At 52.3% G+C, this 22,120-nt stretch carries 22 protein-coding genes; 18 read left to right on the top strand and 4 right to left on the bottom strand.

The genetic code is table 11. The features are described from left to right. Positions 1 to 24 precede the first annotated feature (24 nt). From SGR01S_RS03690 to sbmC, 9 genes are all read left to right on the top strand, one after another. Positions 25 to 879: a cupin-like domain-containing protein gene (locus SGR01S_RS03690; protein ID WP_200875976.1), complete on the top strand. Its 855-nt coding sequence runs from the start codon at positions 25 to 27 to the stop codon at positions 877 to 879. Then, positions 879 to 2,102, top strand: coding sequence for an 8-amino-7-oxononanoate synthase family protein (locus SGR01S_RS03685; protein ID WP_061806555.1), 1,224 nt, complete (start codon positions 879 to 881; stop codon positions 2,100 to 2,102). Before SGR01S_RS03690 ends, SGR01S_RS03685 begins: the two co-directional genes overlap by 1 nt. Next, the gene (locus tag SGR01S_RS03680) at positions 2,099 to 2,962 is read left to right on the top strand and encodes an HpcH/HpaI aldolase/citrate lyase family protein (protein ID WP_061806554.1); all 864 of its coding nucleotides are present in this window, start codon (positions 2,099 to 2,101) and stop codon (positions 2,960 to 2,962) included. The genes SGR01S_RS03685 and SGR01S_RS03680 overlap by 4 nt, the downstream gene beginning before the upstream one ends. Next, positions 2,959 to 3,846, top strand: a complete 888-nt coding sequence (locus SGR01S_RS03675) for an acetaldehyde dehydrogenase (acetylating) (RefSeq protein ID WP_061806553.1) — start codon at positions 2,959 to 2,961, stop codon at positions 3,844 to 3,846. The genes SGR01S_RS03680 and SGR01S_RS03675 overlap by 4 nt, the downstream gene beginning before the upstream one ends. Next, positions 3,830 to 4,831 carry a 4-hydroxy-2-oxovalerate aldolase gene (gene dmpG / locus SGR01S_RS03670; protein WP_061806552.1) on the top strand — a complete coding sequence of 334 codons (1,002 nt, stop codon included), beginning with the start codon at positions 3,830 to 3,832 and terminating at the stop codon, positions 4,829 to 4,831. The genes SGR01S_RS03675 and dmpG overlap by 17 nt, the downstream gene beginning before the upstream one ends. 26 nt (positions 4,832 to 4,857) lie before the next feature. Beyond that, complete coding sequence (locus tag SGR01S_RS03665; RefSeq protein WP_255212213.1) at positions 4,858 to 5,784, top strand: ornithine cyclodeaminase family protein; 927 nt, start codon at positions 4,858 to 4,860, stop codon at positions 5,782 to 5,784. After that, complete coding sequence (locus tag SGR01S_RS03660) at positions 5,778 to 6,293, top strand: MaoC family dehydratase (RefSeq protein ID WP_037417384.1); 516 nt, start codon at positions 5,778 to 5,780, stop codon at positions 6,291 to 6,293. The genes SGR01S_RS03665 and SGR01S_RS03660 overlap by 7 nt, the downstream gene beginning before the upstream one ends. Before the next feature lie 245 nt (positions 6,294 to 6,538). After that, complete coding sequence (kynA, locus tag SGR01S_RS03655; protein WP_061806550.1) at positions 6,539 to 7,381, top strand: tryptophan 2,3-dioxygenase; 843 nt, start codon at positions 6,539 to 6,541, stop codon at positions 7,379 to 7,381. Between the two features lie 32 nt (positions 7,382 to 7,413). After that, on the top strand, positions 7,414 to 7,884 hold the full coding sequence (gene sbmC, locus SGR01S_RS03650) for a DNA gyrase inhibitor SbmC (RefSeq protein ID WP_061806549.1): 471 nt from the start codon (positions 7,414 to 7,416) through the stop codon (positions 7,882 to 7,884). Between the two features lie 23 nt (positions 7,885 to 7,907). Here the strand turns inward: sbmC and SGR01S_RS03645 are convergent, their stop codons facing one another. Next, complete coding sequence (locus tag SGR01S_RS03645) at positions 7,908 to 8,840, bottom strand: LysR family transcriptional regulator (RefSeq protein ID WP_061806548.1); 933 nt, start codon at positions 8,838 to 8,840, stop codon at positions 7,908 to 7,910. A 98-nt stretch (positions 8,841 to 8,938) separates the two neighbouring features. On the opposite strand from SGR01S_RS03645, the gene pcp reads away from it, so the two are divergent. Continuing rightward, on the top strand, positions 8,939 to 9,586 hold the full coding sequence (gene pcp, locus SGR01S_RS03640) for a pyroglutamyl-peptidase I (RefSeq protein WP_061806547.1): 648 nt from the start codon (positions 8,939 to 8,941) through the stop codon (positions 9,584 to 9,586). Between the two features lie 42 nt (positions 9,587 to 9,628). On the opposite strand, the gene curA is transcribed toward pcp, so the two are convergent. From curA to ydgT, 3 genes are all read right to left on the bottom strand, one after another. Further along, positions 9,629 to 10,663, bottom strand: coding sequence for an NADPH-dependent curcumin/dihydrocurcumin reductase (gene curA / locus SGR01S_RS03635; protein ID WP_037418913.1), 1,035 nt, complete (start codon positions 10,661 to 10,663; stop codon positions 9,629 to 9,631). Between the two features lie 77 nt (positions 10,664 to 10,740). Then, entirely contained in the window at positions 10,741 to 11,160 is a 420-nt protein-coding gene (gene uspC, locus SGR01S_RS03630; protein ID WP_037418916.1) for a universal stress protein UspC, read from the bottom strand. A gap of 150 nt (positions 11,161 to 11,310) precedes the next feature. Beyond that, positions 11,311 to 11,526, bottom strand: coding sequence for a transcription modulator YdgT (ydgT, locus tag SGR01S_RS03625; RefSeq protein WP_012145712.1), 216 nt, complete (start codon positions 11,524 to 11,526; stop codon positions 11,311 to 11,313). 1,463 nt (positions 11,527 to 12,989) lie between these two features. On the opposite strand from ydgT, the gene flhD reads away from it, so the two are divergent. The 8 genes from flhD (at position 12,990) to SGR01S_RS03585 (ending at position 22,107) form a co-directional block, all read left to right on the top strand. Beyond that, positions 12,990 to 13,340 (top strand): flagellar transcriptional regulator FlhD, encoded by a 351-nt coding sequence (gene flhD, locus SGR01S_RS03620; protein ID WP_037418918.1) that lies wholly within the window; start codon positions 12,990 to 12,992, stop codon positions 13,338 to 13,340. Further along, on the top strand, positions 13,340 to 13,924 hold the full coding sequence (gene flhC / locus SGR01S_RS03615) for a flagellar transcriptional regulator FlhC (RefSeq protein ID WP_152555880.1): 585 nt from the start codon (positions 13,340 to 13,342) through the stop codon (positions 13,922 to 13,924). Before flhD ends, flhC begins: the two co-directional genes overlap by 1 nt. Positions 13,925 to 14,142: 218 nt before the next feature. After that, positions 14,143 to 15,033: a flagellar motor stator protein MotA gene (gene motA / locus SGR01S_RS03610; protein ID WP_037418923.1), complete on the top strand. Its 891-nt coding sequence runs from the start codon at positions 14,143 to 14,145 to the stop codon at positions 15,031 to 15,033. Continuing rightward, positions 15,030 to 15,995 carry a flagellar motor protein MotB gene (gene motB / locus SGR01S_RS03605; RefSeq protein ID WP_061806546.1) on the top strand — a complete coding sequence of 322 codons (966 nt, stop codon included), beginning with the start codon at positions 15,030 to 15,032 and terminating at the stop codon, positions 15,993 to 15,995. The genes motA and motB overlap by 4 nt, the downstream gene beginning before the upstream one ends. A gap of 4 nt (positions 15,996 to 15,999) precedes the next feature. Continuing rightward, the gene (cheA, locus tag SGR01S_RS03600) at positions 16,000 to 17,982 is read left to right on the top strand and encodes a chemotaxis protein CheA (RefSeq protein ID WP_073963404.1); all 1,983 of its coding nucleotides are present in this window, start codon (positions 16,000 to 16,002) and stop codon (positions 17,980 to 17,982) included. 32 nt (positions 17,983 to 18,014) lie between these two features. Continuing rightward, a complete protein-coding gene (gene cheW, locus SGR01S_RS03595) occupies positions 18,015 to 18,515 on the top strand; it encodes a chemotaxis protein CheW (RefSeq protein ID WP_012145706.1) in 501 nt (166 codons plus the stop codon). 210 nt (positions 18,516 to 18,725) lie between these two features. Next, positions 18,726 to 20,396 (top strand): methyl-accepting chemotaxis protein, encoded by a 1,671-nt coding sequence (locus tag SGR01S_RS03590; RefSeq protein WP_037418932.1) that lies wholly within the window; start codon positions 18,726 to 18,728, stop codon positions 20,394 to 20,396. An 85-nt stretch (positions 20,397 to 20,481) separates the two neighbouring features. After that, complete coding sequence (locus SGR01S_RS03585) at positions 20,482 to 22,107, top strand: methyl-accepting chemotaxis protein (RefSeq protein WP_037418936.1); 1,626 nt, start codon at positions 20,482 to 20,484, stop codon at positions 22,105 to 22,107. Positions 22,108 to 22,120 lie beyond the last annotated feature (13 nt).

Below are 22,120 nucleotides of genomic sequence, written 5' to 3'. Positions count from 1 at the left end.
TACCGAGACAGGAAAACGGCAATCGTGAACCAGTTAACAACGGGTATTCCCGTTCCCCGTATTACCTTTAATGAATTTGTTGCCATGGGCGTTGAGGCCATATTTCGAGCCGATGTCCCGGTGATTATCACAGATTTACCCCTGGATATCAGTCATAGCGCGAATGATCTTATCGCACAGCGCTTGGGTGATGATAACGTCACCTTATTCCGGGAAGCCAGTAATAAGGAAAATACTGAGCGTTGGAAAACCATGAAAATACAGCTGCGTGGTTTTTTGGGGAATGAAGAATATCAGAAAGACAATAATACGTGGTATCGCGTGGTTTCCAATATTATGCACCGTCCGGAAGATATTAATGCCATTCTCGGATTCGACGCGTTTTCGTTGTTAGCCTCTCGGCGTGGGTTGAATGCGGCTAATTTGTGGATCAGTTATCACGGAGTTTTCACACAGAGCCACTTTGACGAATTGGAGAATTTTAATATTTCTCTGCAGGGAAGAAAGCGATTCGTTCTTTTTCCACCCGGCCGCCGGGATTACTACCCGCGTTCTATTCTCAAGGGGTTTGGCGATAAGTCACAGGTCTTCGATTTTAATAATATTGACCCCCAACGTTTTCCCCGCCTGGCGGCGAAAATATCACAAAAGCGTGATTTTATTTTAGAGCCCGGCGAGATGCTCTATTTGCCGCTGGGATGGTGGCATCAGGCTGAATCTTTAGACGATCTAAACATCAACGTGAATTTTTGGTTGTGGGATCTAAAAATCCTGCGCCGTCCCTATGTCTTGTATTCCGCACTCTACACTGCCGCCTACCGCAAGTTCAAAGGCATCTACAACTATCAACCAGAACCTACCAAGAAGGAAGGAACTTGATGACCAGCCGTAAGAGGATTGTCCCAACTAACCAGTTTCGCAACAATGACAAAGCTATCGGTATTGGTAACCCTTTCTGGGATATGTCAGAGCAGAATGGGCTCGCAGGGATTATTGCCGGGCTCGATAATGATCTTTTGTCGACCCAAAGTGGCCATCAGTTTATCAACTTTAGCTGTTGTTCTTACCTGAATCTGGATTCCCATCCGAAGGTCATCGAGGGGGCCATCGATGCCATTCGTCGTTATGGCGTGCTGGATCACTGCATCGCCCGTAGCCGGGTTCAGCTCCCGGTGCTGAAAGCGCTGGAGGAGTCGCTCGGCGAACTGTTCCAGGCCGATGTTCTCAGCGGCGTGTCGGCCAGCAGCATCAGTGGGGGACTGCTCCCTTTGATCGCCTCCGGGCATTTGGGTAACGGTGTGCGGCCTTTAATGATCTTCGACAAGCACGCTCATGTGTCGCTGGCTGCGGCTAAACCTGCCTGTGCCGATGAAACCGAGGTTGTTACCTGCAATTACCATGACCTCGACTTCATCAAGGACTGCTGCAAGAAATACGAACGGGTCTGCTACGTGGTTGATGGCAGCGATAGCCTGGGGGGATATGCGCCGGTTAAAGAGTTGGCCGAGCTACAAGACAAATACGGCCTAATGGTGTTTTACGATGATTCCCACTCTATCTCCGCGTATGGCGAGCGCGGGATCGGCTATGTTCGCTCGCACAGCCCGGCGTTGAATGAGAACACCATAATGGTGGTCACGCTCAACAAAGCTTTCGGTACCAGCGGTGCGGCAATATTGCTTAACGGCTATTCGCAGAAGATGCTACGTCTGGTCGAGCGTTTTGGCGGTGGGCTCAACTATTCACAAAATCTAAACACGGCTGCGATTGGTGCGAGCCTGGCCTCCGCAGACATTCACCGAACGGCTGAATTGCCGCTGTTGCAGAAGAAACTGTACGACAACATTTCACTCTTCGACTCACTGATACCAACAGAGCAAAGCGGCAATACTTACCCGATCCGTTTGGTGCCGATGAGCGATGAGACGGTGATCAAAGAAGGGCGTCGGGTAATCGAGGCCGGTTTTTATGTCTCCCCGGTATTTTTCCCTATTGTCGCTAAAGGCACCGCTGGCTTGCGGGTCATGATGCGTGCCGGGCAAACAGAAGAGCAAATTCGAAGTTTGTGCAAGATTCTGGCTGAAGTGAGGGCGCCTCAATGACGGATATCACACGCGCTATTCCCCGTAGCATTCTGTACACGCCGGCTTTATCACTTAACCGCGTTGTTAAGGCGCTGTCTTATGATGCTGATGTCCATTTGATTGATTTGGAAGATTCCGTTCCAGGCCCAGCCAAAGCCGAAGGAAGGGTGATCTGCCGTACTGCTCTTGATAATGCTCCAGCGTCTGCAAATATTGCCGTGCGAATCAATGCACTGGGTACGATTGATGCGTTACATGATGTAGTCATGCTTTGCAGCGGCAGCGCCACACCGGGTTTCATCGTCATGTCCATGGTCAGGTCGCCTGCCGAGGTTATTTTTCTGCGTGAAACGTTCGCTTCCGCAGGCAAGTACCCAGAAATTTATCTGACCATAGAGACTGTAGAAGCCATTACCGATCTTGATAATGTGGCGTCAGTGGCTGACGGATTGATTTTTGGCTCCGCAGATTTGGCCGCCACCCTTGGTGTACAGATTACCTGGTCTGGGATGTTGGCGGCTCGTCAGGCCATGGTTTTGGCGAGTGCCAGACACGGCATTGGTTGCATTGATACCGCCAATTACCGTCTTTCCGAACCCGAGGTATTGGCAAACGAAATTCAAAACGCCAAAGATTTGGGTTTCCACGGTAAAGCCACCGTGCATCCCAGCGAACTTGAGTTGATCAATACAGCGCTGCGGCCGAATGAAGAAGCGTTATTGATCGCACGTCGCATTACCGATGCCGTCCAGGCAGCCGAAGGGGGAATTGCCTTGCTGGATGGGCACATGGTGGGGCCACCTTTTGCCCGTATGGCCCGGACGACTCTGGGGTTAGGCAAGGCGTGGGCTGCGCGATTCGACAGGAGCAACCCATGACGCTTTCCGTTGCCGTTATCGGGACTGGTGCCATTGGCATGGATCTGGTCAATAAAATACACCGTTCACCCTTACTTAATTGCCAATTGCTCGCAGGGCGTAACAAGGATTCCGCCGGTCTTGAAATCGCAGCCCAGTTGGGCTGCCCGACCAGTGCTAGCGGTATTGACGCTATTTTGGCCGCGCCAAAACCCTTCGATGTGGTGTTCGACGCCACTAACGCGATGTCACATGTCAAACATTGGGAACTGTTACGCCCGCTAGGCACGTTACTGATCGACTTAACACCCAGTCATGTTGGGAAAATGATAGTACCAACAGTGACGGGAACAGACGCGTTGGCCGATCGCAATGTCAGTCTAATCAGTTGTGGCGGGCAGGCATCGATACCTATCCTGCATGCGCTTAGTCAGCACTTTGTCATTAACGATATCGAAGTGGTAGCGACGGTCGCCAGTGACATTCTCGGGCGAGCGACCCGAATCAACATCGATGAATATGTGGAAACAACGCAGATTGCACTCAGCGCGTTCACCGGTGTGGCAAATACCAAGGCAATCCTCAACATCAGTCCAGCAGCACCGCCAGCCATGTTCAGAGTCACGATTTTTGCCGATATCCCGGGCGCGACAATGGAACAGATAACGCCTGTTGTTGCAGCTGCGGCTGCCGCGGTGCGTGAATTCTCAGCGGGTTATACGTTGACAGCGTGCAAGGTCACGGAAGGGCGAGTGTCGATTTCTCTGGAGGTTGTCGCCAGTAGCAGTGTGATGCCTGAATACGCGGGGAACCTGGATCTGATCAATTCCGCCGCCATTTTGGTTGCTGAACAGTATGCCGCTTTTCGAAACAAAATGGAGGGCGCTAATGGCTATCCTAATTAACGATTCAACCCTGCGTGATGGCCAGCATGCGGTCAAACACCAACTCACCGCGGCTCAGTTGCGAGACTACGCGACCGCTGTCGATCAAACGGGCGTATCAATTGTTGAAGTTGGTCACGGGAACGGGCTTGGCGCGTCCTCTTACCAGGTAGGGCGCGCCGCATTAAGCGATGATGAGATGCTGGCTATCGTGCGTGAGGCATTGGTAAACACCAGGATGGGCGTGTTTATGTTGCCCGGTTGGGGAACCATCGCTGACTTGTCAAAAGCGCTTGCCCACGGCACGGATGTGGTTCGCATTGGCACGCATTGTACGGAAGCTACCCTCGCCGAACGCCACGTGGGATGGTTGCGTGAGCAGGGGGCGCAAGCGCACGCGGTGCTGATGATGAGCCACATGGCAACGCCTATGGAATTGGCTGTGCAGGCCGAACAGTTAGTGGGGTACGGCGCACAGGCTGTCGGCATCATGGATTCTGCCGGCAGTCTCCTGCCTCAGGATGTTACTGCGCGCATCACGGCGATGCGAATGCAGGTTGATGTGCCGCTGATTTTCCACGGGCATAACAATTTGGGGATGGCGGTAGCTAACTCGGTGGCTGCTGCGCAAGCTGGGGCCACCATTATTGATGGCTGCGCGCGAGGATTCGGCGCTGGAGCGGGGAATACCCAACTGGAAGTTTTGGTGCCAGTGTTAGAGCGTCTGGCGTTTAAAACGGGTATAGATCTTTATCGCTTCCTTGATGCCGCAGAGCTTGCGGCCCGCGAGTTAATGGTTACCCCACCGATGATCGACTCTCTGGGCATTGTTAGCGGCCTGGCAGGCGTATTTTCGGGTTTCAAAAATCCGGTCATCAACCATGCAGGTACCGCAGGGGTCGATCCACGTGATGTATTTTTCGAACTGGGAAAACGACAAGTCGTTGCCGGGCAAGAAGACCTTATCGTTGAGGTGGTGGCTGAATTGAAGAGGGTCGCCTTGTGACGATGCGAATCATAAGTGAAGCCGAAATGTCGGGGAATACCCCACTTCGGCATGTCATGGCCAGCCTGAGTGACGTGTTCCAGGATTTACGTAGTGGGAAAGAACAGTCACCGTCACGAATGTTATTGAACCATGGTCCTTCCGAAATGTTAATCAGCCCGGCGGGGTGGATGAAACGCGGTGTTGCCAGTGTCAAGATAACCACGCTGACGCCCGGTAATTCCACGAAGGGGCTTTCGCTGATTCACGGCGTGGTGGTGCTAACGGACATCAATACGGGTCAGATGATGGCGTTACTCGATGGTGCTGCGTTAACCGCCGTGAGAACCAGCGCGGTTGCAGGCTTGGCAACCCATTTGTGTGCTCCTGCGGGGGCCGCTGACCTTGCCATTCTGGGGGCGGGTGTACAGGCTCGGGCAACCTTGTTGGCGATGCTTGCCGTACGTCAGATTGCCCGAGTGCGGATTTATTCCCGCACAATAGCCAGAACCGAAGCGTTCGTGCAGTGGGCGCGGACGGTGACGGCGGCTCAGGTTGTCATCTGTCAGAGCCTGTTCGACGCAGTGCAAGGTGCAGAGATTATCTGTACCACCACGTCCACGTCTTCTTGCGAGCCTTTGATTGCAGCCGATTGGGTCGTGCCGGGAGCACATCTGAATATTATCGGTGGTACCCACGAAGACGCGATTGAAGTGGACCCCGTTTTATTGAAAACGGCGTTTGTCGTGGTGGAAACAGGGCCTTCTGCTCAGGAAGATGCCGGGGAGGTTCGCACTGCCCTCAATAAAGGGTATATCCAGCCTGCACATCTTCATGAACTCGGCGCTCTTATTCTTGGTGAGGTTGCTGCTAATGAAGGGCAGACCACGCTATTTCGCAGCGTAGGTTTGGCTATTGAAGATACGGCGGCTGCGCTCGCACTTTACGAATTCAGGGAGAAAACGGCATGTTAAGGCGGATTGGCGACAACGAATATGTTGAAGAGCACGGTGGCGATTACGAGGATTTCGAGCCTGGCATGACGATTAAACATTGGCCTGGTCGTACGCTCAGTGAGGCTGATAACACGTGGTTGACCTTATTGACGATGAATCAACACCCCTTACATTTCGATCAGGCATACGGTGCCCAGGTCGAGTATGGTCGTGTTCTGGTGAACAGTAGCATTACGTTGGCTCTGGTCAGCGGTATGACGGTGCAGGCATTGTCGGCCCGGGCAGTCGCTAACCTGGGGTGGGAAAAAGTGCGATTAAAAGATCCGCTTTTTGTCGGAGATACGCTCTACGCAACGAGCAAAATCCTGGCGAAACGCCATTCAAAATCCCAACCTAATAAAGGCATTATCACGGTGGAAACCTTGGGGATCAAATCCACGGGAGAAACGGTGATCACCTTTGAAAGATCTTTCATGGTGCTGCGCCGGGATTATATTCAACCTCAATCTTCACCCGCACAGGAGTGAGTAAAGAGGGTGATGCTTACTTGTGGGAATGGCTGAGGAAGTCCCCGTGGATGAGCGCTACGGGGATAACCTGTGCAGGAGATGAACAGAAAGCGCTCGCCGACATGAGCGCCGTCTCTTCAAGGCTAAAATCTGCGAGGTAACTCTCGTTTATAGTCATTCGGAACGGGGGGTTATGTACTATTGTTTTCTGTTTGCAGCACGCTACACACCGCTTCCGGTCGTGGGCGCAGCGGAGAGAACAGATGAACAAACGGGAATTAGAAAGCGCGATTGTCACCGATTTTTCCAAACGCATGAGCTACGGTGATTACCTGTGCCTGGACCAACTGCTGGACTGTCAGCACCCGCTGTCTAACCCGCAGCATCATGATGAGATGCTCTTTGTGGTGCAGCACCAGACGTCTGAGCTGTGGATGAAATTGATGCTGCATGAGCTGCAAGCGGCACGGGCTTTGGTACAGCAAGACAAACTCAGCCACTGCTTCAAGATCCTGGCGCGGGTTAAACAGATCCAACGTCTGTTATTTGAACAGTGGGCGGTGTTGGAAACCCTGACGCCGTCGGAATATGTTGAGTTCCGTGACGTGCTGGGCAACTCCTCAGGTTTCCAGTCTCACCAATACCGCTCCATCGAGTTTTTACTGGGTAACAAGAATGCGGCAATGCTGGCCGTGTTCAGTAACGATGCGGAAAAACACGCTGCGCTGAAAGCGATCCTCGAAGCGCCAAGCTTGTACGATGAATACTTGCTCTATCTGTCCCGCCATGGCTTGCCTATCCCTCAAGAGTGTATCGAACGTGATTGGACGCAGCCTTATCAGCGTAATCCGAACCTGTTGCCCGCGTTCAAAGAGATTTATGACCACCCGCAAAAGTATTGGGAAGCCTATGAAATGGCTGAAAAGCTGGTGGATATTGAAGAAAGCTTCCACCTTTGGCGTTTCCGTCATATGAAGACAGTGGAACGCATCATCGGTTTTAAAACGGGTACCGGCGGCTCAAGTGGGGTCAGTTTCCTGAAAAAGGCGCTGGAGTTGACCTTCTTCCCTGAGCTACTGGATGTGCGCACTGAAATTGGCGCTTAGGCGACATCCCCTAATGCGGTGAGGAGAGAGTGATGACGATCAGAATAGAAGATAAGCCGGCGGAAAAAGTGGTGGGTGTGCGGGTGGTCGGGCCTTACCCGCAAACCATTCCTCTGGGCTGCCAACGGCTGATGGCCTGGCAGCAACAACAGGGCGTTCCGATAGGCAAATGGCTGGTGCTGTATTGGGACGATCCGTCGGAGGTGGCACCTGAACAGTTGCGGGCCGATGTGGTATTTACCGTGCCGGATGACTTTGTACTGCCGACGACGGCCAGTGAGGGTTTTGCTGTGCAAATGCTGCCTGTCGGGTTATACGGCGTCTATAACGTGCGGATCACCGATGGCGATTTTGGCAAAGCCTGGACGGATTTCTATCAGAGAGAACTGCCAGCCAGTGGCTATAAACCAACGGCAGGCGTCAGTTACGAGCATTACCTTAACGACTGTGAAGCCGACGGTTATTTTGACCTCGATATTTATCAGACGGTGCAGAAAATATAAGGCCTAATCCCGAACTGCTGGGATTAAACCTCGATTTCGCCAAAGTTTAACTGGGCAATGGTGTCACACAGCCAGGCCAGCGCTGGATCTCGCTTGGCCTGTCGACCGGCGATCAAATCTATCGAAAACGTAGCCACTGCCAGCTCCGTGGGCAGTGGCAGGAAACAGACCTTTTTCGGATCGGAAAACTGTTTGGCGACGCTGTAGGCAAGAGTGGCGATCAGATCACTACCAGCGACTACAGCAGGCAGTGCGATAATATGGGAGAACGTCGCGGCAACCCGTCGTTCCAACCCCATTTCAGCCAAACGCCGATCGATGATCCCGCGTGCAGATCCATCATCAGACGGTGCGTAAAGCGCGTGGGGCAGGCTGATATATTCTTGCAAGCTCCAGTTCCCGGCAGCAAACTGCGGGTGATGTTGGTTGGCGATGCAAATGAAACTCTCGTTAAATAACGGTTGCACCCGCATGCCTTCCGCTGCATCCAGATGGCCGCCCAGGGCAATGTCGATTTCCCCTCGCTCAAGTTGTTGCACTATCGTGCGGCGATCCAGCCGCGAAACGCGAATATCAATACCGGGTGCGTCCTGGCGCAGTCGGTTCATGATGGTAGGCAACAGCGTGATATCGGCATAGTCGCCGGCTGCTAACCTAAAGCGGCGTTGATTTGCCGTAGCCGGATCGAAATGGGTCGGCGGCGTCAATGCCTGTCGAATTTGTTCCAGTACGGGGTGTATCTGCGGCATTAGCTGGTGGGCGCGTGCGGTTGGCATCATGCTGCCGCCGCTGCGAACAAACAATGGGTCGCCAAACAGGGTGCGCAGTCGGGTCAGTGCATTACTGACCGAAGGCTGGGCGCGGTTCAGACTGCGGCCGGCGGCGGTGACATTGCGTGTTTGGTACAAGGTTTCAAACACCACCAGAAGATTGAGATCGACGCTGGATAAATTCATTTTATGAATACTCTATATATAGATAATCCATTTCCAGAATCATACCGCGTTGTTTAGGCTGAGAGCACGCTGATTCAATAACAACATAAGGTGTGATGATGAAAAGGGTATTGGTGACGGGCATTGAGCCATTTGATGGAGATCTGATTAATCCGTCATGGCAGGTTGCACAGGCGTTAGCGGGGGAAATGATCGCCGGTGCTGAGGTGGTTGTCTGCCAATTGGCCTGCGTGCTGGGATTGTCTAACCAGCAGCTGATTACGGCTATCGACACGTTGCGTCCAAAGGCGGTGATCTGTCTTGGGCTGGCCGGCGGGCGTGCTGAGATTTCCGTTGAGCGGGTAGCCGTTAACCTGATCGATGCCCGTATTCCTGATAACGCCGGTAACCAGCCAATAGATATACCCGTAGTGGATGGCGGGCCTGTAGGGTATTTTTCGACGCTGCCGGTAAAAGCGATTGTGCACCATCTGCGCCAGTTGGGGATTCCGGCAGGGGTGTCGCAAACAGCGGGCACCTATAACTGTAACCAGCTTTTTTATGGTTTGAGTCATCACATCGCTCAGCAGAATCCGGCAATGAAAGGTGGGTTTGTCCATATCCCTTATAGCCATGAGCTGGCGGTTAATCATCCCGGCAAACCGAGTATGGCATTAGCGACGATGATCGAGGCGGTACGCAGTATTGTGCATACTACGTTGACAGTCGGAGAGGATTTATCGATGACTGGCGGTGCTTTACATTGAGTCACTGTGAGGGCGCAGCCGATGACTGCGCCCTTTCAGGAGTTAGTCTTCGCCGACGCGGATCACTAACTTGCCGAAGTTCTTGCCTTGCAACAGACCCATAAATGCCTGTGGCGCATTCTCAAGTCCGTCGACCAGGTCTTCGCGGAATTTGATTTTTCCTTGCTCAACCCATTCACTCATTTGCTGCAGGAATGCGTCAAAACCTTCTGCAAAGTCATCGAAAATAATAAAACCTTGCATGCGGATGCGCTTACGTAAAATCAGCCCTTGTAGCATCGGCAGACGATCCGGTCCGGCAGGTAAGTTGGTTGCGTTATAGTGAGCGATAATGCCGCAGACAGGAATACGTGCCTGGGTATTCAGCAGTGGCATCACGGCATCGAACACGGCACCACCGACGTTTTCATAATAAATATCGATGCCCTGTGGGCAAGCTGCGGCCAACTGTGCAGCAAAATCAGGTGCACGGTGATCAATACAGGCATCGAAGCCCAGCTCTTCCACCACGTAGCGGCACTTATCTTTACCACCGGCGACGCCGACAACACGACAGCCTTTCAGTTTAGCGACTTGCCCGACCACCGATCCGACGGCGCCACTGGCTGCTGCAACTACCAGGGTTTCACCAGGTTTCGGCTGGCCAATCTCCGCCAAGCCCATATAAGCCGTGAAGCCAGGCATACCCAATACGCCAAGCAGGCGTGTTGGGTGAGCGTGGTGAGGACCGAGGTTGCGTAAACCGCTACCGTCAGACAATGCATAATCCTGCCAGCCGTCGTAGCCTAATACCCAGTCGCCGGGTTTGAAGTCGGGATGCTGTGATGTGACAACGCGTGATACCGTGCCGCCAACCATCACTTCGCCGATCTGCACAGGTGGTGCATACGAGGGGGCATCGCTCATACGACCGCGCATATAGGGATCAAGTGACAGATAAACGGTGCGCAGCAGTACCTGGCCCGCGGCGGGTTGCGGTGTCGGGACTGTTTCCAGGCGGAAATTGTCAGCGGTAGGTTCACCGTGTGGTCGTGAGGCTAACAGAAAACGGCGGTTTTGGTGCATAGACTGAGACATCAGGAGCTCCTTATGCGGACTGAGCCCCTAAGTCTAGTCAATCATTGGAAAGGGGAAATGGCCTTACGTGCTCAGTATTAAAGAGGGATGATCAGCACGTCTATGTGGCTGGTATTGATAAAGCGCGCCGCAGAACAAGAGACTTTGTTCATCATGCTGTCACTGTGGTTGCCGCAAACCACCAGATCAAACGTCTGTTGCCGACTGGCGTAACTCAGGCTGTCACCCAACTCGCCGTGTACGATTAACGTATCGGCAATCGGGTAATCGGCTCGCAGGCGCAACTCCTCCATAAACAGCAGCGTTTCTTCCTCCATTAATGCACGCAAATCCCCCAGCATCGGCCCCGCGAAGTTATTGTACATTTCTGGATTGGCTATCATGCTAAGCAGGGTGATTTTGCCATTGTAGGGACGCACGATAGAGACGGCTTTTTCAACCAGGCGGTGGCTGTCTGCCGCCACAGCGACGGTAACCAAAACGTTTTGATATCCCATCTTCCACTCCTGTTTCCTGTTCTTAGGGCAAAGGGTAGAGCCTGGTGAGGTTAATAAATGTGTTTTGTATCACGCGTGTCAATAAATCCCGGGTTATTGCCGTTATTTAGCAATAAAAGATAAAGAACACGCGTGAGTAATTAAGGGCAATTATAGCACTTGTGCCCACAGCGTTTTTGGTACCTTACCCAAATCGAACAATTTACCCGCAACCAGTTCGGCGCGACGGTGATCCGCTGCACGGTACATGTTGCTGATTTCAATATCATTATCAATAGAATAGTTAAGTTTATCGTACACTTTTTCTACGCTGTCCAAACTGGTGCATTTACGGAATGTCATCAGGTAATCCAGGGTATCAGTCATGATTAAAATATAGCCTGTTAATAGTTGTAGCCGGACGAAGAAACATCACCCTGTCATCATGACAGCAGCAAAAACGTGATGTGCGACCTGAAAAATTAATTTCAAATAAATAAATTGCAATACGGTAATAATCGGCTGTGCGCAGGTGTTCCTGCCAGAGAATAATAATATGCCCGTGCACTCTCGGCAATGCCATCCTGCTGATCAAACTGCTAAATAAGGAAAGTCTCAGGTGCAGAAATCCGGCCGTGAGGCTGGAAGGTGCTGCCAGTACCCACAGGCAGGGCGCCTGCCAAGGTCTTAAGGATGACGGTGGCGCGAGTTAGGCTGACAACGGAGCCTGCCCCATTCAGGTGGGTACATTATACCTGTCGGTAGATCCGTCACTTTCAGCGATGGTAGGGAGTGAATATATTTTCCCCAACCAATATGACGCCCTTGGCATAGCTGAGCCTGGGCGAATGATCTGCTGACCGTAACGTGAAACCCACAAGCTATAATGAAACCAGTTCATAAAATAAAACGAAACTGTGTTTTATTTTATACGAGAGGTGGATGAAGTAGGGCGGTTTTAATTGATTCATCGGCATTCGATGGGATTTAACTATTTTTAAGCGGCAATGAAAAATTATTAAAGTTTTAATTAATGCTGCCGATAAATCGTCTTGGGATGCTTTAGTCAAAAAACAGCAAAAACCTGTCGTTTTTGCTCCGTTTGTCCAGAAACATATCGTTACGTCTGTTTTCTTGTTCACAACGTAGGTGAGACCTTGTTAACCGAACGTGAGCATTCGTAGAAAAATAAAACAGCTAATACTGCAAAATTTAAGTCAAATCCGAAACCCAATAACCTTATAGTTTACATGCGTTATTTTTCAATGCGGATAGTTTATTGTTTATTAAACGGTTATTTATACTGTGTTTATCGCCTACGAGCAGATTTTTGTTCTGTTATTTTAGTTTGGTAATGCTTTTGTTCGAATTGATCTAAAAAAGATATTTTTTTGGCTTATATACATTGTTTTTAAGACGTTTTTTTACTTATGGCTATTTTGTGAGCAAAAACAAGGTTAAAAAACGTACTGGTTAAAGGATATTTGGCTTAAATATTTTTTATTTTTGTGATCTAGATCACATTGTATTTAAAATTGCCGCTTACTTACATTGTGTGTGCTAATGGATCGGGGGTAGAGTTGCGCTGCATTAGGAATAATCTTATTAATTTTGTAAAAATAGTTTCACGGTGGCTAAACACTGCTGAAGCAAAATGCTGTACATCCATACACGTTGGTTTACGCACGTATCAAATACTGAATGATGGTCCGAATTTAGTGATGTTGAAAAATTTATAACGACTGTTATCAGAGATTCATTTGCCAACTTCGGGAACAAACCCAGGTCACGGGCGATAAAAATTATCACCCAGCGTATGTTTTTAAACATAGTCTGTCGGGATGGGGAATATGGGTACGTCTGAATTACTTAAGCATATTTATGACATTAATCTGTCATATTTACTTTTAGCACAGCGTCTGATTAATGATGAAAAAGCATCGGCGATGTTCCGTCTGGGTATTGATGAAACCATGGCTGACGCACTTGCTCAACTCACGTTACCGCAAATGGTCAAACTGGCTGAGACCAACCAGTTGGTCTGTCACTTCCGTTTTAACGATCACAATACTATTGAACGCCTGACGAAAGAGTCACGCGTGGACGATCTTCAGCAAATCCATACGGGCATTTTGCTATCAAGCCATTTACTGCAAGAACTATCGAGTAAAGACGGTAGCGCGACGAAGAAAAGAGCTTGATGATGGCAGAAAAAAGTATTGTTCAGGAAGCCAAGGATATTCAGCTCGCAATGGAGCTGATTACGTTGGGCGCCCGCTTACAGATGCTGGAAAGTGAAACACAGCTCAGCCGCGGGCGTTTGATCAAGCTCTATAAGGAATTGCGCGGCAGTCCGCCGCCAAAAGGCATGTTGCCGTTCTCGACTGACTGGTTTATGACCTGGGAACAGAACATCCATTCATCGATGTTTTATAACGCCTATAGCTTCTTGATGAAGAGTGGGCACTGTACCGGTGTTGAGGCCGTGATTAAAGCCTACCGTCTCTATCTGGAACAGTGTCCTCATCAACCGGGTGAGGCGCCATTGTTGGCACTGACCCGTGCCTGGACGCTGGTGCGTTTCGTCGACAGTGGCATGCTACAGCTTTCCGCTTGCAACTGCTGTGGCGGTACTTTTATTACTCACGCACACCAGCCGTTGAACAGTTTTGTTTGCAGTTTATGCCAACCCCCATCCCGCGCAGTAAAAAGACGTAAACTTTCGCCGCAACTGGCCGATATTATTCCTCAACTGCTGGACGAGCAGGTTAAACGCGCTATTTGAGCCGGCGACAGCGCCGGCTTATCCAGACCTATACCCTAAATGATTCAAGTTGCAGTCAACACCACTGCAACTTGAAGTAAGACGGGCATAAACAGAGTTGTTAAACACAGGGTTCGGCAGAACGGACCCATCGGCGCAGCCTAGCCCGTTGCGCCGATACGGCTCAAATAGTGCGCTTATCCCACCTTCCATCCACATTGTTAATTTAAGGAATGCGTGTGTTAGTTATTTTGGGTTATCTCGTGGTATTGGGTGCGGTCTTTGGGGGCTACCTGATTGTGGGGGGGCATCTGGGCGCGCTTTATCAGCCGGCAGAGTTTTTGATCATCGGTGGTGCGGGTATCGGCGCTTTTATCGTGGGCAACAACGGTAAGGCGATAAAGTCCACTCTGCGTGCCATTCCCAAGCTGATGCGTCGTTCGAAATACAGCAAAGATTTGTACATGGATCTGATGGCGCTGCTGTACCGGCTATTGGCCAAATCCCGCCAACAGGGCATGTTGTCCCTCGAGTTTGATATTGATAATCCGCAGGAAAGTGAAATTTTCTCTAATTATCCGCGCATTCTTGCCGATAACACCCTCGTAGAGTTTATTACCGATTACTTACGGCTGATGGTGAGCGGCAACATGAATGCGTTTGAGATCGAAGCGTTGATGGACGAAGAGATCGAAACCTTTGAACAGGAAAGCGAGGTGCCGGCAGGCAGCCTGGCGATGGTCGGTGACTCGTTGCCGGCCTTTGGTATTGTCGCGGCGGTAATGGGTGTCGTGCACGCACTGGCTTCTGCCGATCGTCCGGCAGCGGAACTGGGTGCGTTGATCGCCAACGCGATGGTCGGCACCTTCCTCGGTATTTTGCTGGCTTACGGCTTTATCTCTCCATTGGCGACTTTGTTGCGACAGAAAAGTGCCGAAAACGTGAAGATGATGCAATGCATCAAGGTCACTTTGCTGTCTAGCCTGAACGGTTACGCCCCGCAGATTGCAGTCGAATTCGGTCGTAAAACGTTATACACCACTGAACGCCCGTCCTTCGTTGAACTGGAAGAGCATGTGCGTCGGGTGAAAGCGCCGGCACAGCAGGCGACGGAAGAAGAACAGGCATGAAGCAGAATCACCCGGTTGTTCTGGTCAGAAAACGCAAGTCGCATCATGCCAGCCATCACGGTGGTTCGTGGAAGATTGCCTATGCCGACTTTATGACGGCGATGATGGCATTTTTCCTGGTGATGTGGCTGCTGGCAATCGCCAGCCCGCAAGAGCTGACACAAATCGCCGAATACTTCCGCACACCGCTAAAAGTGGCGCTGACCACGGGCGATAAGAGCAGTTCGGAAAGCAGCCCGATCCCAGGTGGCGGGGATGATCCGACCCAACAGGACGGGTTGGTGAGAAAGCAAATTGACACGTTGGAAAAGCGTGACGAAGAACTGCGTCTGAACAAACTGCGTGAAAAGCTTGATGAGCTGATTGAGTCGGATCCGCGCTTGAAAGCGCTGCGTCCGCATCTGCTGATCAACATGATGGATGAGGGGCTACGCATTCAGATCATCGATAGCCAGAACCGCCCGATGTTCAAAACCGGCAGTGCGCAAGTTGAAAGCTACATGCGCGATATTCTGCGGGCCATTGCCCCCATTCTGAACGACTTGCCGAACAAAATCAGCCTGTCTGGCCATACCGATGACATTCCGTACGCCACGGGTGAACGGGGTTACAGCAACTGGGAACTGTCAGCCGATCGCGCCAATGCGTCACGGCGTGAGCTGATCGCCGGTGGGCTGTCGGAAGGGAAGGTACTGCGGGTGGTGGGTATGGCTGCCACCATGAGTCTGAAACAGCACGGTGCCGATGACGCCATCAACCGTCGCATCACCGTGCTGGTGCTGAACAAGCAAACTCAGCAGGGCATTGAACACGAAAATGGCGAAAGCAACGCAATGGATGTCGCTCAGCCGGTCGAGCTAAAGTCGCTGGCACCATCGGCAACAGCGCCGGCCACCCTCATTGCACCGGAGCAGCCGGTGGCTGTCCCAGTACCGACTAACAGCGACTCACAGCAGAGGTGACCCCGTGAGCATGGATATTAGTGCGTTTTATCAGACTTTTTTTGATGAAGCAGACGAGTTGCTGGCCGACATGGAGCAACATCTGCTGGAGCTGGATCCGTTGGCTCCGGACATTGAGCCACTGAATGCCATTTTTCGCGCAGCACACTCGATCAAGGGCGGTGCGGCTACCTTTGGTTTCTCGGTGCTGCAGGAAACGACCCACCTGCTGGAGAACTTGCTGGACGGTGCGCGGCGTCAGGAAATGAGCCTGAGTACCGAAATTATCAACCTGTTTCTGGAAACCAAAGACATTATGCAGGAGCAACTGGACGCCTACAAAACGTCGCAAAAGCCGGATGCCGACAGCTTTGAATATATCTGTCAGGCGCTGCGGCAGCTTGCATTAGACGCACAGCAGCAGGATGCTCCCGCTGCACAACCCGTGACTGAACATGCCGTTGCTGCGCCTGAGGCGATCGAAGGCGGGATGCGCGTTTGCTTGTGCGGCCTGAAGCCGAACGAAGTCCCGCTGATGCTCGAAGAGCTGGGGAATTTGGGCGAGGTGAAGAACCCGCATCAAACAGACAGCAGCCTTGAAGTGACGCTACTGACTTCCGCCAGTGAAGACGACATCAGTGCGGTGCTGTGTTTTGTGCTGGAACCGGAGCAAATCAGCTTCTCCACGCCGCCGCAGGCCGAGCCATCGCCTGTTGTTGTACCGCAACCTGAGCCTGTCGTCGCTGAGGCCCTGCCAGTAGCTGCCGCCAAACCGGCCCCTGTGGTTGCTGATGCGCCTAAACCGCGCGCCAAGGCCAGCGAATCTACCAGTATCCGCGTAGCGGTAGAAAAAGTGGATCAGTTGATCAATCTGGTGGGCGAACTGGTGATCACCCAGTCGATGTTGGCGCAGCGTTCTGGCAGCCTGGATCCGGTGAATCACGGCGACCTGCTGAACAGCATGAGCCAGTTAGAGCGCAATGCGCGCGATCTGCAAGAGTCGGTAATGTCGATCCGCATGATGCCGATGGAGTACGTATTTAGCCGTTTCCCACGGTTGGTTCGTGATCTGGCCAGTAAGCTGAACAAACAGGTCGAACTGCAATTGCAGGGCAGCTCTACCGAACTGGACAAAAGTCTGATCGAACGCATTATCGACCCATTAACACACCTGGTGCGCAACAGTTTGGATCACGGTATCGAAGATCCGGAAACGCGTGTTGCGGCGGGCAAGTCGGCAGTGGGTAACCTGATCCTGTCAGCAGAACATCAGGGTGGCAATATTTGTATTGAAGTCACCGATGATGGCGCCGGTCTGAACCGTGAGAAAATTCTCGCCAAAGCAGCATCGCAAGGTATTGCGGTCAGCGACAGCATGAGTGACGAAGACGTCGGTATGCTGATTTTCGCTCCGGGATTCTCGACCGCCGAACAAGTGACGGACGTATCTGGTCGTGGTGTCGGCATGGACGTGGTTAAGCGAAATATTCAGGAAATGGGTGGCCATGTAGAAATTCACTCTCAGGCAGGCAAGGGTACCGCTATCCGTATTTTGCTGCCGCTAACGCTGGCGATCCTCGATGGGATGTCGGTCAAAGTTAACAATGAAGTGTTTATTCTGCCCCTCAATGCCGTGATGGAGTCACTACAGCCACAGGCCGAAGATCTGCATCCGCTGGCCGGGGGGGAACGGGTACTGCAAGTACGTGGTGAATACCTGCCGTTGGTAGAACTGTTCCGGGTGTTTGACGTTGAAGGTGCTAAAACTGACGCGACCCAAGGCATTGTCGTTATCCTGCAAAGTGCCGGCCGTCGCTATGCGCTGTTGGTGGATCAACTGATCGGTCAGCACCAGGTGGTGGTCAAGAATCTGGAAAGCAACTATCGCAAAGTGCCGGGGATCTCCGCCGCCACTATTCTCGGTGACGGCAGTGTGGCGTTGATCGTCGATGTCTCGGCGTTGCAAACGCTGAACCGCGAACAGCGTCAGACGGACGCAGCTGCATAATAATTAATCTATTGATTTAAAGGGTGAATGACATGGCAGGACTGGCAACCGTCAGCAAACTGGCTGGCGAAACGGTAGGGCAAGAGTTCCTGATTTTTACCTTGGGCAATGAGGAATATGGCATTGATATCCTCAAGGTGCAGGAAATCCGCGGTTACGATCAGGTTACGCGTATTGCCAATACACCGGCTTTTATCAAAGGCGTGACCAATTTGCGTGGCGTGATTGTGCCGATTATCGATCTGCGAGTGAAGTTTGCTCAGCAGGACGTGTCCTATGATGAAAACACCGTAGTGATCGTCCTGAACTTTGGTCAGCGTGTGGTGGGTATCGTGGTTGACGGCGTGTCTGATGTACTGTCGTTAACTACCGAACAGATCCGTCCGGCCCCTGAGTTTGCCGTCACACTGGCTACCGAATACCTGACTGGCCTGGGTTCACTGGGTGATCGCATGCTGATTCTGGTGGATATCGAAAAGCTGCTGAGCAGCGAAGAGATGTCATTGGTCGACAGCGTGGCAAAAAGCGCCTGATTTAGCAAAAAGGGCGTGGCACGCTGCGCCCTGAACCTCAATGTCACCCATAGGGGCGCCGCATGCCGCGCCCTGAATTGGGAACCTATGTGTACACCCCCTACATAAAAATAGTTACCACCCTGCATAAAGTTCTTCCTTGCCGCGCCGATAACTCTGTCAATCAACGTAATCAGGGCCTGTCCGCGCGGGCGTTCAACAAGGGAAAACATGTTTAATCGTATGAAGGTGGTCACCAGCCTGTTACTGGTGCTGGTGTTATTTGGCGCCTTGCAGTTGGTTTCAGGCGGGCTCTTTTTCTCCTCACTGAAGAATGACAAAGAAAACTTCACGGTATTGCAGACCATTCGTCAGCAACAGTCAGAGCTGAACGAAAGTTGGGTCAACCTGCTGCAGGCCCGTAACACACTGAACCGTGCCGGTATCCGCCACATGATGGATACCAATAACATTGGTAGCGGCGCCACCGTTGCCGAGTTGCTGGCGCGAGCCAAGAGCAACCTGGTGGTAGCGGAGCAACATTATGCCGCCTATGACAAAATTCCTCTCAATGCTCGTCAGGACGCGCAAGCGGCCGAAAAACTCAAGCAGCAATACGGCATTCTGCACGGTGCGCTGACCGAACTGACCGTATTGCTGGGTGAGGGCAAGATCAACGCCTTCTTTGACCAGCCGACGCAAAGCTATCAGGACGCCTTTGAGGATATCTACAACACCTACCTGGCTCAGAACGACAAGCTTTACCAGAGCGCGGTGGAAGACAGCAATAATTCCTTCAGCTTCGCTATCTGGACGTTAGTGGTAGTGCTGGCGGCAGTGTTGGCGGTAATTGTGCTGGTGTGGAGCGGTATTCACCACATTCTGGTGCGTCCGCTTAACCGTATGATCGAACACATCAAGATGATTGCCGCCGGCGATCTGACTCAGCCGATCGCAGTGACCAGCCGTAATGAAATGGGCGTGTTGGCCGCCAGCCTCAAACATATGCAAAGCGAACTGATCGAGACCGTCAGCGGTGTACGTCAGGGCGCAGACGCTATTTATAGTGGCGCATCCGAAATTGCCGCCGGCAACAACGATCTCTCTTCACGCACCGAACAGCAGGCTGCCTCACTGGAAGAAACCGCTGCCAGCATGGAGCAGTTGACCGCCACAGTGAAACAGAACGCCGAAAACGCCCGTCAGGCTAGCCAACTGGCATTGAGCGCCTCTGAAACCGCGCAGAAAGGCGGCAAAGTGGTGGCCAATGTGGTGCAGACCATGCATGACATCGCCGGCAGTTCGCAGAAAATCGCTGATATTACGGGTGTGATCGACGGTATTGCCTTCCAAACCAACATCCTGGCATTGAACGCAGCGGTAGAAGCGGCACGTGCCGGTGAACAGGGGCGTGGCTTTGCAGTAGTGGCTGGTGAAGTGCGTAATCTGGCGCAACGCAGCGCACAGGCGGCGAAGGAAATCAAAGGTCTGATCGAAGACTCTGTCAACCGGGTTGATATGGGCTCGGTACTGGTGGAAAGCGCCGGTGAAACCATGGGCGACATCGTCAATGCAGTCACCCGTGTTACCGACATCATGGGTGAGATCGCATCGGCATCCGATGAACAAAGCCGTGGTATCGATCAGGTCGGCCAGGCCGTGGCAGAAATGGATCGCGTCACGCAACAGAACGCCTCGTTGGTGGAAGAGTCCGCCTCGGCGGCAGCGGCATTGGAAGAACAGGCCAGCATGCTGACGCAGTCAGTGGCGGTATTCCGCCTTAAAGCGGCAGGCCAGGACGAGTTCAAAATGCCTGTCAGTAGCAAGGCAGCAGTAGCACCGGTACTCAATCATAAAAAAATGAACGCCAGCGATCCACAGGATAACTGGGAAACGTTCTAACCGGTATTTGGGCCTCCTTCCTTCTCTGGGGGAGGCCGATTCCCCGTCGTAAGCTGGCCATCGGCCGGCTGCAAGGAGGTTCACAGTGTTTAACCGAATCCGCGTCTCTACCAGTCTGTTTCTGTTGTTGATGACTTTTTGTGTTATGCAGTTGGCCACCAGCGGCTTGTCGTATACCGCTTTCCGTTCCGATAACCATAATCTGAACCTGATCACTCTCGGCAGCCAACAGCGTGACGCTCTTAGCTTAAGTTGGGTGTCGTTGCTGCAGGCACGCAACACACTGAACCGCGCCGGTACCCGTTCAGCACTCAAGTTGCCGCAAGATCAGGTGAACTCACTGATGGGCAATGCGCGCAGTTCGTTGCAGAAAGCAGATCTCTATTTTAACCAGTTCCTGGCGGTACCGCGTAATAGCGAACAGGAACAGCAACTGACAGAAACCACCAAGGCAAGCTATGACCGACTGCGCGGTGCGCTGCGTGAGCTTATTACCTTCCTTGAGAACGATAATCTGCAGGCGTTTATGGATCAGCCGACGCAGAAAACCCAGGATCTGTTTGAAGCCGATTTTGTTCAGTATCTGCAACTGGTGAACGCGAATGTCAGCGAAGCCAATGCATCGAATCAACAATCTTTCACCCTGTCCGGTTGGTTTGTAGCGGGTGCAGTGCTGATGTTGATCGTGGTCACCGGCAGCGCCATGTGGTGGTTGCGTAACATGCTGGTGCAGCCGCTGAATATTATGCGCAGTCATTTTGATCGCATTGCCGCCGGCGATTTGGCCACGCCGATCCAGGTGTATGGCCGTAATGAGATCAGTCAATTATTCGCCAGCCTGCAACGGATGCAACAATCGCTGATTGGCACTGTGGGTGCGGTACGTGACGGAGCTGAGTCAATCCTGATTGGTTTGCAGGAAATCTCTGAGGGTAACAACGATCTCTCTTCACGCACTGAGCAGCAGGCTGCCTCACTGGAAGAGACTGCCGCCAGCATGGAGCAGTTAACCGCCACGGTGAAACAAAACGCCGATAACGCACGTCAGGCCTCACAATTGGCACGGGATGCTTCAACAACCGCAGCCAAGGGGGGAGAGCTGGCGGGCGACGTGGTGACCACTATGCACGACATTGCCAACAGCTCTCAGAAGATTGGTGCTATTACCAGCGTGATCGACGGCATTGCCTTCCAAACCAATATTCTGGCGTTGAATGCAGCGGTAGAGGCAGCACGTGCCGGTGAGCAGGGCCGTGGCTTTGCAGTGGTCGCTGGTGAAGTGCGCAACCTGGCGCAGCGTAGTGCACAGGCGGCGAAAGAAATTAAAGGTTTGATCGACGAGTCAGTCAGCCGTGTGAAGCAAGGCTCGGTACTGGTGGAAAACTCCGGCGCCACCATGCAGGACATCGTACGTTCGGTCACTCGGGTTACCGACATTATGGGTGAGATCGCCTCCGCGTCAGACGAACAAAGCCGCGGCATCGAACAGGTGACACAGGCGGTGACCCAGATGGATCAGGTAACCCAGCAGAACGCCGCATTGGTGGAAGAAGCGGCTTCGGCGGCGACTGCACTGGAAGATCAAGCAATTACTCTGGCTGACGCAGTATCGGTATTCCGCCTGGCGGACGATAACTTCGCTGCCCCCGTTAACGCGAAAGACGCAGTTTCACCCGTGGTAAAGGAAGCCCCAGATTGTCAAAACGCATAAGCAGCCCGTTTTT

Source organism: Serratia grimesii NBRC 13537 (assembly GCF_001590905.1).
GTDB classification, from domain to species: Bacteria; Pseudomonadota; Gammaproteobacteria; order Enterobacterales; family Enterobacteriaceae; genus Serratia; species Serratia grimesii.
The sequence above is the reverse complement of the archived record's forward strand: the minus strand, read 5'-3'. Positions and strand labels throughout refer to the sequence as shown.

Coding starts and splice junctions, on each gene's coding strand:
- pcp (WP_061806547.1), top strand. CDS start 8,939: ATGAAAAGGGTATTGGTGACGGGCATTGAGCCATTTGATGGAGATCTG.
- dmpG (WP_061806552.1), top strand. CDS start 3,830: ATGGCTATCCTAATTAACGATTCAACCCTGCGTGATGGCCAGCATGCG.
- uspC (WP_037418916.1), bottom strand. CDS start 11,160: ATGGGATATCAAAACGTTTTGGTTACCGTCGCTGTGGCGGCAGACAGC.
- cheW (WP_012145706.1), top strand. CDS start 18,015: ATGGCAGGACTGGCAACCGTCAGCAAACTGGCTGGCGAAACGGTAGGG.
- SGR01S_RS03645 (WP_061806548.1), bottom strand. CDS start 8,840: ATGAATTTATCCAGCGTCGATCTCAATCTTCTGGTGGTGTTTGAAACC.
- SGR01S_RS03590 (WP_037418932.1), top strand. CDS start 18,726: ATGTTTAATCGTATGAAGGTGGTCACCAGCCTGTTACTGGTGCTGGTG.
- kynA (WP_061806550.1), top strand. CDS start 6,539: ATGAACAAACGGGAATTAGAAAGCGCGATTGTCACCGATTTTTCCAAA.
- sbmC (WP_061806549.1), top strand. CDS start 7,414: ATGACGATCAGAATAGAAGATAAGCCGGCGGAAAAAGTGGTGGGTGTG.
- curA (WP_037418913.1), bottom strand. CDS start 10,663: ATGTCTCAGTCTATGCACCAAAACCGCCGTTTTCTGTTAGCCTCACGA.
- flhD (WP_037418918.1), top strand. CDS start 12,990: ATGGGTACGTCTGAATTACTTAAGCATATTTATGACATTAATCTGTCA.
- flhC (WP_152555880.1), top strand. CDS start 13,340: ATGATGGCAGAAAAAAGTATTGTTCAGGAAGCCAAGGATATTCAGCTC.
- SGR01S_RS03675 (WP_061806553.1), top strand. CDS start 2,959: ATGACGCTTTCCGTTGCCGTTATCGGGACTGGTGCCATTGGCATGGAT.
- SGR01S_RS03665 (WP_255212213.1), top strand. CDS start 4,858: ATGTCGGGGAATACCCCACTTCGGCATGTCATGGCCAGCCTGAGTGAC.
- SGR01S_RS03660 (WP_037417384.1), top strand. CDS start 5,778: ATGTTAAGGCGGATTGGCGACAACGAATATGTTGAAGAGCACGGTGGC.
- motB (WP_061806546.1), top strand. CDS start 15,030: ATGAAGCAGAATCACCCGGTTGTTCTGGTCAGAAAACGCAAGTCGCAT.
- SGR01S_RS03685 (WP_061806555.1), top strand. CDS start 879: ATGACCAGCCGTAAGAGGATTGTCCCAACTAACCAGTTTCGCAACAAT.
- SGR01S_RS03680 (WP_061806554.1), top strand. CDS start 2,099: ATGACGGATATCACACGCGCTATTCCCCGTAGCATTCTGTACACGCCG.
- ydgT (WP_012145712.1), bottom strand. CDS start 11,526: ATGACTGATACCCTGGATTACCTGATGACATTCCGTAAATGCACCAGT.